Genomic DNA, 13,221 nt, shown 5'->3' with positions numbered 1-13,221 from the left:
ACCGATTTGACCGGGCTGGTCGTTTCAGGGCGATAGTCTGGTTATAATGTCGCGATTATGCAACTGGAATCAAGGAGCCGAGCCCGGCTCTGAGGGCCATGCACTCAATTTATCCGGGGTACGGAAGAGCAACATGTTTGAGAACCTCCAAGACCGACTTTCCGGTAGCCTGCGCAAGATTTCCGGTCAGGCGCGGCTAACCGACGACAACATCAAGGATACGCTGCGAGAAGTCCGCAAGGCGCTGCTTGAGGCAGACGTCGCCCTGCCGGTGGTGAAAGGGTTTGTAGAAGGGGTTCGCAAGCGTGCCATCGGCCAGGAAGTGCAGCGCAGCCTGACCCCGGGCCAGGTGTTCGTGAAAGTCGTCCAGCAAGAGCTGGAACGGGTCATGGGCGAGGGCAACGAGTCGCTCAATCTGGCGGTCCAGCCGCCGGCCGTGATCATGATGGCCGGTTTGCAGGGCGCCGGTAAGACCACCACCGTGGCCAAGCTGTCCCGCTTCCTGAAAGAGCGTCAGAAAAAATCGGTGATGGTGGTCAGTGCCGACGTCTATCGCCCGGCGGCCATCCGGCAGCTGGAGACCCTGGCCGGTGAGGTGGGGGTGGAGTTCTTCCCCAGCACCACCGAACAGGATCCGGTCGATATCGCCGAGGGTGCGATCTCCGCCGCCCGCAAGAAACACGTCGACGTGGTCATCCTCGATACCGCCGGTCGCCTGCACATCGATGAGCAGATGATGGGCGAGATCGGCCGTCTGCACAAAGCGGTCAATCCGGTTGAGACCCTGTTCGTGGTCGATGCCATGACCGGTCAGGATGCCGCCAACACCGCCAAGGCCTTCAACGATGCCCTGCCGCTGACCGGTGTGGTGCTGACCAAGACCGACGGTGACGCCCGCGGCGGTGCCGCCCTGTCGGTTCGCCACATTACCGGCAAGCCGATCAAGTTCCTGGGTGTGGGTGAGAAGTCCGACGCCCTGGAGCCCTTCCACCCCGATCGTGTTGCATCCCGCATCCTTGGCATGGGCGATGTGCTGTCGCTGATCGAGGAAGCGGAGCGCAAGCTTGACCAGAAGAAAGCCCAGAAGCTGACCAAGAAGATCAAGAAGGGCAAGAGCTTCGACCTGGAGGATTTCCGGGATCAGCTCCAGCAGATGAAAAACATGGGCGGCATCGGTGGCCTGATGGACAAGCTGCCGGGTATGGGGCAGATGGCCCAGATGGCCCAGCAGCAGGTGAACGACAAGTCCATGGGGCAAATGGAGGCCATCATCTGCTCCATGACCCCGAAAGAGCGTCGTTACCCTGACGTGATCAACAATTCCCGCAAGCGCCGCATCGCCTCCGGTTCCGGTACCCAGATTCAGGACGTGAACCGTCTGCTCAAGCAGCACAAGCAGATGCAGAAAATGATGAAGAAGTTTGGCAAAAAAGGCGGTATGGCCAACATGATGCGTGGCCTGGGTGGCATGATGCCGCCGGGCGGCGGTGGGGGTGGTGTGCCCCCGTTTGGCCGTATGTAAAAAGCCTTACACCGAAAACGGGGAATCAACGAGTTTCCCTGTTTTCATCGGCGCTTTTTTAGCATAGAATAGCGCCCCTTTCGAGTATGGGTCTTCTCGTCAGCTGCCGAACAGTTGGCGTGAATCGTACAAGTTTCGTACAACAGAACAGGATATTGGTTAAATGGTAACAATCCGTTTGGCTCGTGGCGGCTCCAAGAAGCGCCCGTTCTACCATCTGACAGTCACCGACAGCCGCAAATCTCGCGACGGTCGGTTCATTGAGCGCGTTGGTTTCTTCAACCCGATCGCCCGCGGCCAGGAAGAGCGTCTGCGTGTGGATCGTGAGCGTGTTGAATTCTGGCTGGGCCAGGGTGCACAGACCAGCGAGCGCGTTGCACAGCTGCTGAAAGCCGCTGGCTAATAGCGTTCGACCGGGGTTCGTGGCATGACACAGACTTCGCAGGAAACTGTGATCGGCCGGATTACCTCGGTGTTTGGGGTCAAAGGGTGGTTAAAGGTTTATTCCTACACCGACCCCAAGGAAGGAATACTGAGTTACCGGAACTGGACGCTGGATCTGGACGGTCGACGTATTCCCGCCAGGCTTGAAGAGGGTCGCCGCCAAGGGCAGGGGATCGTCGTCAGGCTTAAAGGTGTTGATGACCGAGATGTCGCCCTCACGTACTGCGGTGCTGAGGTCAGAGTCGATACCGATGCGTTGCCGGAACTCCCCGACGGGGAGTTTTACTGGTTTCAGCTCGAAGGCCTGGATGTCTTTACGGTCGAGGGTGAGTGCCTGGGTAAGGTGCATCACCTGATAGAAACGGGTTCCAACGACGTGCTGGTGGTGCAGGCAACGCCTGAATCCATCGATCAGCGCGAACGGCTGATTCCCTACCTGCCGGATCAAGTGGTCCGGGAAGTGGCGTTGGCCGAGTCGCGCATGGTGGTCGACTGGGATCCGGAGTTCTGACGGGTGTGGATTGGCGCAGTCAGTCTGTTCCCGGAGATGTTCAGTGCGGTAACGGACTACGGGATCACAAGTAGGGCGGTTCGGGACGGTCTGTTGACTTTCCAGAGCTGGAATCCCCGTGATTTCACCCACGATCGGCACCGCACGGTCGACGACCGGCCCTACGGTGGCGGGCCCGGGATGCTGATGAAAATCCAGCCTCTTAGGGATGCCATCCATGCGGCCAGAGCGTCGGCACCCGGTAAGGCCTGCGTGGTGTATCTGTCACCCCAGGGAGAAACGCTGAATCAGTCCGTGGTCGAGTCGTTGGCGGCGGAAGAGCGGTTGATCCTGGTGGCGGGGCGTTACGAGGGCGTGGACGAGCGCCTGATTACGGCGGAAGTCGATCGGGAAGTGTCACTGGGCGATTTTGTGCTGTCTGGTGGCGAATTGGCGGCCATGGCTGTCATTGATGCGGTTACGCGCCTCATCCCCGGAGCGCTGGGTCATGCGCAGTCGGCCGAACAGGATTCGTTCGCCGACGGTTTGCTGGATTGTCCGCACTACACCCGGCCCGAGGTTTACGAAGGTCAGGCGGTGCCGGATGTTTTATTGGGCGGTCACCATGATCAGATCCGGCGTTGGCGGCTGAAACAGTCGCTGAGGCGAACCCAGGAACGGCGCCCCGACCTGCTGGAACAGCGGGTGCTTACGGAGGAAGAGCGTCAGTTGCTGGACGAGATTTTGAACGAACCGGGTGCCTCTGAATCATCAGGGCATTAAAAGATTGGGTATCAGGAGCATTACGATGAGCGGCAAGAACAACATCATCAGTCAACTTGAAGCAGAACAGATGACCAAGGAAATCCCTGCCTTTGCGCCGGGTGACACCGTGGTCGTACAGGTTCGCGTCACCGAGGGTAACCGTGAGCGTCTGCAGGCGTTCGAGGGTGTTGTCATCGGCAAGCGTAACCGTGGCATGAACTCCTCCTTCACCGTTCGTAAGATTTCTTACGGTGTGGGCGTAGAGCGTACCTTCCAGACCTTCTCCAAGCTGATCGACGGCATCAGCGTGAAGCGTCGGGGTGACGTGCGTCAGGCCAAGCTGTACTACCTGCGTGACCTGTCTGGTAAGGCAGCTCGCATCAAGGAAAAGCTGGGCTGATCAGCGGCACGCTGAACAGTACGCAGTCAAAAAGGCAGCCTCTGGCTGCTTTTTTTGTGTCTGGCCCATGGGTCGGACGTGCTCAGGCCGGATAGCCCGTAGGAGGAGTCGTGAGACCGGAAGATGAGGCGATCATCACCCGTTTTGCCGATGCCATCTGGCTTGAGGATGGTCTGGGTGAGAAGACCCGGCAGGCCTACCGCAGTGACCTTGCCCGACTGGCGGCCTGGCTGGAAGGCCAGCCCGGACGGCCCTTGCTGATGGCGGCGAACCGGACCCATCTGCTGGCCTGGATGTCCAGCGGCCTGGCGCAGGGGGTCAAGACGTCCACCGCCGCCCGCCGCCTGTCCGGCATGCGCCGGTTCTACCGGTATCTGTTGCGCGAGGGCCTGATCGCCGAAGACCCGACCTTGCGGATCGACAGCCCGCGCCTGCCGCGGCGCCTGCCCGACTCGTTGACCGAGGCTGACGTCGAGGCTCTGTTGGCCGAGCCGGACCCGGAGCTGCCCATCGAGCTCCGGGACAAGGCGATGATGGAAATTCTCTACGGCTGCGGACTTCGGGTCTCGGAGCTGACCGGGCTTCGGGTCGATCAGGTCAACCTGCGTCAGGGCGTGGTACGCATTTCCGGCAAGGGCGACAAAGAGCGCCTGGTGCCGCTGGGCGAGGAGGCGGTGGACTGGCTGCTGCGGTATATGAAAGAGGCCCGGGCCGAGTTGCTCAAGGGGCGTTCCTGCGACGCCCTGTTTCCCGGCAACCGGCCGGCCGCCATGACCCGCCAGACCTTCTGGTACCGCATCAAGCACTACGCCGCCCGGGTTGGCATTCGCAAGCATCTGTCGCCCCACACCCTCCGGCATGCCTTTGCCACCCATCTGCTCAACCACGGTGCGGACTTGCGAGTGGTGCAGATGCTGCTTGGTCACTCCGACCTGTCCACCACCCAGATCTACACCCACGTCGCACGCCAGCGGTTACAGAGTCTTCATCAGGCCCATCATCCCCGTGGCTGAGTTGCCGGATTTTGGTTAAGGTAGCCCGTTGAACTTTTGCGGCCGGCCTGTGTCGCAGTAGCGTATCCATGGCTCGACCCTGTGCGGCCGGGTCCCATGTCATCTGACTGGATTAAAGTATGTCTGCCAGAATGAAGTTGAAGCGAGTGGTCCTTGTGGCCGGCCTGTTGGTCAGCGGCCTGACAGCGGTGCCGGTGCTGGCCGGTGAGGTTGAAGACGCAATCGCCGAGCGCCTGACCAGCGCCGTCCCGGGCCTGAAGGTCCAGTCGGTGCGTGAATCCGAAGCCGAGGGCCTGTACGAGGTCCAGAGCAACAACGGTGACACCATCTACACCACCGCGGACGGCCAGTATCTGCTGACCGGCGATCTGCTCAAGATCACCGAAAACGGCATTGCCAACGTCACCGAGGAGGCTCGAGCCAGCCAGCGGGAACAGACGATGGCGGCGTTCGGTGACGAGGGCGTGATCCGCTTTCCGGCCGAAAACGAGAAAGCGGTGATCAGCGTGTTCACCGACATCGACTGCCCCTACTGCCGGAAACTCCATGACGAGGTGCCCCAGCTTAACGCCTACGGCATCACGGTGAACTACTACGCCTTCCCGCGCTCCGGCCCGGGTACGCCGTCGTTCCAGAAGTACGTGTCGGTATGGTGCTCCGAAGACCCGCAAGCCGCCATGGACGACGCCAAGGCAGGTCGCTCCGTTGCCCAGGCCAGTTGCGACAACCCGGTACTGGAGCAGTATCAGCTCGGCGGCCAGGTTGGTGTTACCGGCACCCCGGCCATCGTGCTGGAAGACGGCAACATGGTGCGCGGCTATGTGCCCGCCAACAACCTTGCCCAGGGTCTCGGCCTGCTCTGATCCCGCCTGCGCTCGTCCCTCTCGACCCCGCCCCGGTGCGGGGTCTTTCACGGATTTTAATCACTGACTGTTCAGGGCTTATTCAAGGCCACCTGAATGGGTATACTATGCGTCCCTAAATGCAATTCATCAGTACCCTTCGGGATCAGAGGTGAGAGTTTGAAAGACGTCAGTGTCGGAATCTGCGGACTGGGAACCGTTGGCGGCGGTACCTTCAATGTTTTGGCCCGCAATGCCAGGCTCATTGCCGGCCGGGCTGGCTGCAACATCCGAATTACCCGGATTGCCAGTCGCCGTCCCCGGACCGACATGGATCTCGGAGAGGTGCCGTTTACCACCGACATTTTTGACGTGGTGAACGATCCAGCCGTGGACATTGTGGTGGAACTGATTGGTGGCTATGAAACCGCGAAAGAGCTGGTGCTGGCTGCGATCCGCAATGGCAAGCACGTGGTGACCGCCAACAAGGCGCTGATCGCGGTGCACGGCAACGAAATCTTCGAGGCGGCCGAGAAGGCGGGCGTCGTGGTTGCCTACGAGGCCGGTGTGGCCGGTGGCATCCCGGTCATGAAGTCGATCCGCGAGGGCATGGCTGCCAACCGCATCGACTGGATTGCCGGGATCATCAACGGCACCGGCAACTACATCCTTACCGAAATGCGCGCCGGCCGCGAATTCTCCGAAGTGCTGAAGGAAGCCCAGGACCTGGGGTACGCCGAGGCCGACCCGACCTTTGACGTGGAAGGCATCGATGCCGCGCACAAGCTGACCATCCTGGCCTCCGCCGGCTTCGGGGTTCCGCTGCAGTTCGAGAAAGGCTTCACCGAAGGCATTTCCAAGATCACCCCGTACGACATTTCCCACGCCGAGCTGCTGGGTTACCGGATCAAGCACCTGGGTATTGCCCGTCGTCGCGACGACGGCATCGAGCTGCGGGTTCATCCGACCCTGGTGCCCCAGAGCCACCTGATTGCCCAGGTCGACGGGGTGCTGAACGCGGTGCTGGTGGACGGCGACGCCGTTGGCCAGACCATGTACTACGGCCCCGGCGCCGGTGACGAGGCCACCGCCTCGGCGGTCATTGCCGACATCGTGGACGTGGCCCGTGCCGTTGCCAGTGGCAGCGCCCAGCGCGTGCCCTACCTGGGCTTCGAGCCGGCCGCGCTGGAGCAGCTGGATGTGCTGCCGATGGAGGACATTCAGTCCGCCTACTACCTGCGCATCACCGCCCTGGACCACCCGGGCGTGCTGGCCAAGATCGCCTCGGTCCTCAGCGAGCATGGCATCAACATCGAGTCCATCATGCAGAAGGAGTCGGAGTTGAAGGACGGTCGCATCCCCGTGATTATCCTGACCCACACGGTCCAGGAGCGGCAGATGAACCGCGCCATCGAGGAGCTGGAAGCCCTGACCGACATCGACGGTCAGGTTGTCCGCATCCGCGCTGAAAACTTTAACTGAAGGTACCCTCGTGAGATATATCAGTACGCGGGGCGAAGCCCCCGCACTGGGCTTTGAAGACGTTCTGCTCACTGGCCTGGCCAGCGATGGCGGTCTGTACGTGCCGGAATCGCTGCCCCATTTCAGCCTGGAGGAGATCCGCAGCTGGCGCGGTCTGTCCTACAGCGAACTGGCCTTCAACGTCATGCACCCGTTCGTGGATGACGCCATTCCGGCCGACGATTTCCGCAAGATGCTGGATGACACCTACTCGGTGTTCAGTCACCAGTCCGTTGCGCCGCTGGTGCAGCTGGATGCCAATGAGTGGGTCATGGAGCTGTTCCGCGGACCCACCCTGGCGTTCAAGGACTTTGCCCTGCAACTGCTGGGACGGCTGCTGGATTACGTGCTGGAAAAGCGCAAGCAGCACGTGGTGATCATGGGGGCCACCTCGGGTGACACCGGCTCGGCGGCCATCGAAGGCTGCCGCCGCTGCGAGCACGTGGACATCTTCATCCTGCACCCCCACGAGCGGGTGTCGGAGGTGCAGCGCCGTCAGATGACCACGGTCAAAGGCGACAACATCCACAACATCGCGGTGCGTGGCAATTTCGACGACTGCCAGCGCATGGTGAAGGAAAGCTTTGGCAATCAGGGCTTCCTGGCTGGCAAGACCCAACTGGCGGCGGTCAACTCGATCAACTGGGCCCGGATCATGGCTCAGATCGTGTACTACTTCCAGGCGTCCCTGGCCCTGGGTGGCCCGGACCGGAGCATGGCGTTCTCGGTTCCGACCGGTAACTTCGGCGACATCTTCGCCGGCTACCTGGCCAAGAAAATGGGCCTGCCCATTTCCCAGCTGGTCATCGCCACCAACCGCAACGACATCCTGCACCGGTTCATGAGCGGCAATAAGTACGAGCAGCACCAGCTCGAGCATACCCTGTCGCCGAGCATGGACATCATGGTGTCCAGCAACTTCGAGCGCCTGCTGTTCGATCTGCACGGCCGAGACGGACAGGCGGTCAAGACCCTGCTGGAAAACGCCAGCAAGGGCCCGGTCAGCATCGAGGACTACCGCTGGAAGCACGCGCGCAAGCTGTTCGACAGCGATGCGGTCGATGACAAGGGCACTTGCGAGACCATTCGCGAAATCTACGAGCAGAACGAATACCTGCTGGATCCGCACACCGCCATCGGCGTACGGGCGGCCCGCAACTGCCGGCGCGACAGCTCGGTGCCCATGATCACCCTGGGCACGGCCCATCCGGCCAAATTCCCGGACGCCATTGCCGAGTCCGGTTTGACTGTGAAGCCCCAGCTTCCGGCCCATATGGCGGATCTGTTCGAGCGCGACGAAAACTACACCGTGCTGGACAACAACATTGCCGGGGTCCAGGAATTTATCGCCAAACACTGGAAAAACGCCTGATCCGGAATGACACCGAAAAAGATCCTGCGTCGCCCCCAGCCGGCCAGCGTGCCGGCCTGGGGGCAAAACCTGCCTCCCTTGCTCCGGCGCCTGTACGCGGCCCGGGGTGTCCAGTCCGATGACCAGCTGAGCTACACCCTGAAATCCCTGGCGTCGCCCATGGCGTTGCAGGGCATCGACCGTGCCGTCGAGTTGCTGGCCGAGGCCATCGAGCAGCAACAACGGGTGCTGATCCTGGGGGATTTTGACGCCGATGGCGCCACCAGCACCGCGGTCGCCATGCTCGGCTTGTCCATGCTCGGGCTGCAGAGCCTGGATTTCCGGGTACCCAGCCGCTTTTCCGACGGCTACGGCCTGACCCCGGGCATCATCGAGCGGCTGCGGGACGAAGGGGATTTGCCAGATCTGCTGGTGACCGTCGACAACGGCATCTCCGCCATGGAGGGCGTGCAGGCGGCCCGGGATCTGGGGATCCGGGTGGTGATCACCGACCACCACCTGGCCGGCGAGTCCCTGCCGAACGCCGACGCCATCGTGAACCCGAATCAGCCGGGCTGTCCCTTCCTGAGCAAGAACGCCGCCGGTGTCGGGGTGATGTTCTACGTGCTCACCGCGCTGCGCAAGCACCTGCGGGAAGTGGGGCGCCTGCCCGAGCCGGAACCGAACCTCGGGACCCTGCTGGACCTGGTGGCCCTGGGTACCGTGGCCGACGTGGTGCCGCTGGACCACAACAACCGGATTCTTGTCGAACAGGGCCTGCGCCGGATCCGCCGGGGCGAAGCCCGGCCCGGCATCCTGGCGCTGCTGGAAGTGGCCGGCCGTGACCACAGCGCCATCAGTTCCACCGACCTGGGCTTCGTCGTGGGCCCGCGCCTGAACGCCGCCGGGCGCCTGGACGACATGAGCATCGGCATCGCCTGCCTGCTCGCCGACAGCCCGGACGAGGCCCGTCGGCTGGCCCGGGAGCTGGATACCTTCAACCGGGAACGGCGGACCATCGAAAAAGACATGAAATCCCAGGCTCAGGACCTGCTGGCGTCGATGTCCCTGGACATCGAGGGTCTGCCCTGGGGTCTGGCGCTGTTCGATCCGGACTGGCATCAGGGGGTCATCGGCATCCTGGCGGCGCGCATCCGCGAGCAGACCCACCGTCCGACCATTGCCTTCGCCCGGGACGACAACGGCGAGGACATCAAAGGTTCGGCCCGGTCGATTCCCGGCCTGCACATCCGCGACGTGCTGGCCGCGGTGGATGCCCGCCACCCGGGCATGCTGAAGAAATTCGGCGGTCACGCCATGGCCGCCGGCATGACCCTGGCAAAGGACGATCTGGATGCCTTCTCCGACGCCTTCGACCGCGCCGTGCGGGACACCCTGAGCGCGGAGGACCTGGAGGCCGCCATCACCACCGACGGCCCGCTGACGCCGGACGAACTCACCCTGGATACCGCCGCGCTGCTGAAGCGGGCCGGTCCCTGGGGCCAGCATTTCCCCGAGCCGGTGTTCGACGGCGAGTTCCGCGTGGTCAGTCAGCGCATCGTAGGCGAAAATCACCTGAAGCTGGTGTTGCAGCCGGTGGACGGCGGCGGCATCGTCGACGGCATTGCCTTCAACACCGGGCCCGAAGTGCCTGACTACACCCGCACCGGGGCTCGGGTGGTCTACAAACCGGATGCCAATACCTTCCGGGGACGGACCAATTTGCAGCTTTTGGTGGATTATCTGGAGCCGTTGGGCTGACTCTTTTGGTTTCTGGGTGAACTGTTGGCTTGGGGGCTGGCTCCGGCGCGGGGGAAGCTTTTCTTTCGCAAAAAGAACTCGCTGCGCTCGGACAGCTTTTTGCTGCAGAAAACCTCCCCCCACACCGTAGCCGGCAGACAACAGTGCTGACCGCCTGTCAGTACCCCCAAAAGTCGAGACTCGCCAATCGCGGTTGTTATTTGCCGTCGTGAGAATCGGACGGGGTCCGGGGTGTCTTTTCTGCCGGGAAAAGGTGTCCGAGCGTAGCGAGTTCTTTTCCCAGAAGAAAAGACACCCCGGGCGGCGGCCAGCCCCCCAGGGCCAGTCAAGTCAACTTCCCTGTGCGGAAACCCGCAGGCTGATTTACAAACCGATTTCCGGTAGAATCCCGCCTCTGTTTTTACTCATCATTTTCAAGAGCGAGTAAGGGTTTCATGGAAATTAATCCCATTGTGACGAAGATTAAAGAGCTTCGTGAGCGCACTGAAGCGCTCAGGGGGTATCTTTGACTACGATCAGCGGAGTGAACGACTGGTCGAAGTAGAGCGTGAACTGGAGTTGCCGACGGTTTGGGACGATCCCGAACGGGCCCAGGCGCTGGGTAAGGAACGTTCCGATCTTGAGTTGATCGTGAAAACCATCGACAACCTCACCAGCGGGCTAGGCGACGCCGAAAGTCTGTTGGAGCTGGCGGCCGAGGAAGAAGACGAAGCCACCGTCGCCGAGATCGAAGCCGATCTGGAAGGGCTCGACAAGGAACTCGAGAAGCTGGAGTTTCGCCGGATGTTCTCCGGCGAAATGGACGCCAACAACGCCTACCTGGACATCCAGGCCGGTTCCGGCGGTACCGAGGCCCAGGACTGGGGCAACATGCTGCTGCGCATGTACCTGCGCTGGGCGGAGCGTCGGGGCTTCAAGGCGGAGATCGTCGAGTTGCAGGAAGGTGAAGTGGCGGGCATCAAGAGTGCCACCATTCACATCCAGGGCGATTACGCCTACGGCTGGCTGCGCACCGAGACCGGGGTGCATCGCCTGGTGCGGAAATCGCCGTTCGACTCCGGCAACCGCCGTCACACCTCGTTCTCGTCGGTGTTCGTGTCGCCGGAAGTGGACGACAGCTTCGAGGTCGAGATCAACCCGGCCGACCTGCGCGTCGACGTCTACCGCGCCTCCGGTGCCGGTGGTCAGCACGTTAACCGGACCGAGTCCGCGGTGCGTCTGACTCACAACCCGACCGGTATTGTGGTGGCCTGTCAGGCTGGCCGAAGCCAGCACCAGAACAAAGACCAGGCCATGAAGCAGTTGAAGGCCAAGCTGTTCGAGCGCGAGATGCAGGAGCGTAACGCCGAGAAGCAGAAGGCCGAGGACGCCAAGGCCGACATCGGCTGGGGCAGCCAGATCCGTTCCTATGTGCTCGACGACAGCCGGATCAAGGACCTGCGCACCAAGGTCGAAACCAGCAACACCCAGTCAGTGCTCGATGGTGATATCGACAAGTTCATCGAAGCCAGTCTGAAAATGGCGCTGTAGGTTCTACCGCGCCAAGCCCAACCGACATTCCCGATTTTAGTGAGCCAACATGACTGAACACACTCAGAATGCCCAGCCAGAGGACAACAAGCTGATTGCCGAGCGTCGCGCCAAATTGTCGGAGCTGCGCGAGCAGGGCAATGCCTTCCCCAACGATTTTCGCCGGGACGCCACGGCCGCTGAGCTGCAGGCCAAATACGGCGACAGGAGCAAGGAAGAGCTGGAGTCCCTGGGCATCAAGGTCGCCATTGCCGGCCGGATGATGCTGGACCGGAAGGCGTTCAAGGTGGTTCAGGATGCCTCCGGCCGCATTCAGATCTACGCCTCCAAGGATGTCCAGAAGGACACCAAGCACTGGGATCTGGGCGACATCGTGGGTGTTAAGGGCACCTTGTCAAAGTCGGGCAAGGGCGACCTGTACGTGACCATGGACGAGTACGTGCTGCTGACCAAGTCGCTGCGGCCGTTGCCGGAGAAGCACAAGGGCCTGACCGACACCGAGGCCCGCTACCGGCACCGGTATGTGGATCTGATGGTGAACGAGGACAGCCGTCGGGTGTTCCACGCCCGTTCCAAGATCATCAGCGCCATGCGCCAGTACTTCACCGACCGGGACTTCATGGAAGTGGAAACCCCGATGCTGCAGGTGATCCCCGGTGGTGCCACCGCGCGGCCGTTCGTGACCCACCATAACGCCCTGGGCATCGACATGTACCTGCGTATCGCCCCGGAGCTGTTCCTCAAGCGCCTGGTGGTGGGTGGTTTCGAGCGGGTGTTCGAGATCAACCGCAACTTCCGGAACGAGGGCCTGTCGACCCGTCATAACCCGGAATTCACCATGGTCGAGTTTTACCAGGCCTACGCCGACTACAACGACCTGATGGATCTGACCGAGGACATGCTGCGCACCATCGCCGACAAGGTGCTGGGTACCACCACCGTGGTGAACAGCCGTACCCTGGCCGATGGCAGCGAGGAAACCATCGAGTACGATTTTGGCAAGCCGTTCGAGCGCCTGACCGTGGTCGAGGCGATCCAGCGCCACAACCCGGATGTGACCGCCGAGCAGCTGGCGGACGAAACCTCGGCCCGTCAGGTCGCGAAGGATCTGGGTATCCATCTGAAAGACGGCTGGGGCCTGGGCAAGGTGCAGATCGAGATTTTCGAGGCCACCGCCGAGCACCGCCTGATGCAGCCGACGTTCATCACCGAGTACCCGAAGGAGGTGTCGCCGCTGGCCCGCTGCAAGGACAGTAACCCGTTCGTGACCGAGCGCTTTGAGTTCTTCGTCGGCGGTCGGGAAATCGCCAACGGCTTCTCCGAGCTGAACGACGCCGAGGACCAGGCCGAGCGTTTCCAGGAGCAGGTGGCCGAGAAGGACGCCGGCGACGACGAGGCCATGTTCTACGACGAGGACTACGTGATGGCGCTGGAGTACGGGCTGCCGCCGACCGCGGGCGAAGGCATCGGCATCGACCGCCTGGCCATGCTGCTGACCGACAGCCCGTCCATCCGCGACGTCATCCTGTTCCCGGCCATGCGTCCGGAGCACAAGCCGGACCAGCGTCAGGACGAGGAGTGA

Annotated in this window: 12 protein-coding genes; all 12 read left to right on the top strand. The window is 62.0% G+C overall.

From position 1 onward, the window contains the following. Positions 1 to 133 precede the first annotated feature (133 nt). On the top strand, positions 134 to 1,522 hold the full coding sequence (gene ffh / locus U5822_RS02135; protein ID WP_322853972.1) for a signal recognition particle protein: 1,389 nt from the start codon (positions 134 to 136) through the stop codon (positions 1,520 to 1,522). Positions 1,523 to 1,685: 163 nt separating this feature from the next. After that, positions 1,686 to 1,925: a 30S ribosomal protein S16 gene (gene rpsP, locus U5822_RS02130; protein WP_322853971.1), complete on the top strand. Its 240-nt coding sequence runs from the start codon at positions 1,686 to 1,688 to the stop codon at positions 1,923 to 1,925. A gap of 24 nt (positions 1,926 to 1,949) precedes the next feature. Then, positions 1,950 to 2,477: a ribosome maturation factor RimM gene (gene rimM, locus U5822_RS02125; protein WP_322853970.1), complete on the top strand. Its 528-nt coding sequence runs from the start codon at positions 1,950 to 1,952 to the stop codon at positions 2,475 to 2,477. A 3-nt stretch (positions 2,478 to 2,480) separates the two neighbouring features. Further along, positions 2,481 to 3,239 (top strand): tRNA (guanosine(37)-N1)-methyltransferase TrmD, encoded by a 759-nt coding sequence (gene trmD / locus U5822_RS02120; protein ID WP_341850461.1) that lies wholly within the window; start codon positions 2,481 to 2,483, stop codon positions 3,237 to 3,239. 25 nt (positions 3,240 to 3,264) lie between these two features. Beyond that, positions 3,265 to 3,621: a 50S ribosomal protein L19 gene (gene rplS, locus U5822_RS02115; RefSeq protein WP_041340442.1), complete on the top strand. Its 357-nt coding sequence runs from the start codon at positions 3,265 to 3,267 to the stop codon at positions 3,619 to 3,621. A 110-nt stretch (positions 3,622 to 3,731) separates the two neighbouring features. Further along, positions 3,732 to 4,634 carry a site-specific tyrosine recombinase XerD gene (gene xerD, locus U5822_RS02110; RefSeq protein ID WP_322853969.1) on the top strand — a complete coding sequence of 301 codons (903 nt, stop codon included), beginning with the start codon at positions 3,732 to 3,734 and terminating at the stop codon, positions 4,632 to 4,634. Between the two features lie 119 nt (positions 4,635 to 4,753). After that, positions 4,754 to 5,497, top strand: a complete 744-nt coding sequence (locus U5822_RS02105) for a DsbC family protein (protein WP_322853968.1) — start codon at positions 4,754 to 4,756, stop codon at positions 5,495 to 5,497. A gap of 159 nt (positions 5,498 to 5,656) precedes the next feature. After that, complete coding sequence (locus U5822_RS02100; protein ID WP_322853967.1) at positions 5,657 to 6,958, top strand: homoserine dehydrogenase; 1,302 nt, start codon at positions 5,657 to 5,659, stop codon at positions 6,956 to 6,958. A 10-nt stretch (positions 6,959 to 6,968) separates the two neighbouring features. Beyond that, complete coding sequence (gene thrC / locus U5822_RS02095) at positions 6,969 to 8,369, top strand: threonine synthase (RefSeq protein ID WP_322853966.1); 1,401 nt, start codon at positions 6,969 to 6,971, stop codon at positions 8,367 to 8,369. A gap of 6 nt (positions 8,370 to 8,375) precedes the next feature. Further along, positions 8,376 to 10,109 (top strand): single-stranded-DNA-specific exonuclease RecJ, encoded by a 1,734-nt coding sequence (recJ, locus tag U5822_RS02090; RefSeq protein WP_322853965.1) that lies wholly within the window; start codon positions 8,376 to 8,378, stop codon positions 10,107 to 10,109. 434 nt (positions 10,110 to 10,543) lie between these two features. Then, positions 10,544 to 11,639 (top strand): peptide chain release factor 2 gene (gene prfB, locus U5822_RS02085; RefSeq protein ID WP_322853964.1). Its coding sequence is split into 2 segments (ribosomal slippage): positions 10,544 to 10,615 and positions 10,617 to 11,639, totalling 1,095 coding nucleotides; the frame shifts between segments, so codons are not numbered across the junction. Between the two features lie 49 nt (positions 11,640 to 11,688). Then, on the top strand, positions 11,689 to 13,221 hold the full coding sequence (lysS, locus tag U5822_RS02080; protein ID WP_322853963.1) for a lysine--tRNA ligase: 1,533 nt from the start codon (positions 11,689 to 11,691) through the stop codon (positions 13,219 to 13,221).

Source organism: Marinobacter qingdaonensis (genome assembly GCF_034555935.1).
Lineage (GTDB): Bacteria > Pseudomonadota > Gammaproteobacteria > Pseudomonadales > Oleiphilaceae > Marinobacter > Marinobacter qingdaonensis.
This window is presented reverse-complemented; position numbering and strand designations above follow the sequence as displayed.

Bases quoted from the DNA above. Each gene is read 5' to 3' on its own strand.
- rpsP (WP_322853971.1), top strand. From the start codon at position 1,686: ATGGTAACAATCCGTTTGGCTCGTGGCGGCTCCAAGAAGCGCCCGTTC.
- rplS (WP_041340442.1), top strand. From the start codon at position 3,265: ATGAGCGGCAAGAACAACATCATCAGTCAACTTGAAGCAGAACAGATG.
- lysS (WP_322853963.1), top strand. From the start codon at position 11,689: ATGACTGAACACACTCAGAATGCCCAGCCAGAGGACAACAAGCTGATT.
- ffh (WP_322853972.1), top strand. From the start codon at position 134: ATGTTTGAGAACCTCCAAGACCGACTTTCCGGTAGCCTGCGCAAGATT.
- U5822_RS02105 (WP_322853968.1), top strand. From the start codon at position 4,754: ATGTCTGCCAGAATGAAGTTGAAGCGAGTGGTCCTTGTGGCCGGCCTG.
- recJ (WP_322853965.1), top strand. From the start codon at position 8,376: ATGACACCGAAAAAGATCCTGCGTCGCCCCCAGCCGGCCAGCGTGCCG.
- rimM (WP_322853970.1), top strand. From the start codon at position 1,950: ATGACACAGACTTCGCAGGAAACTGTGATCGGCCGGATTACCTCGGTG.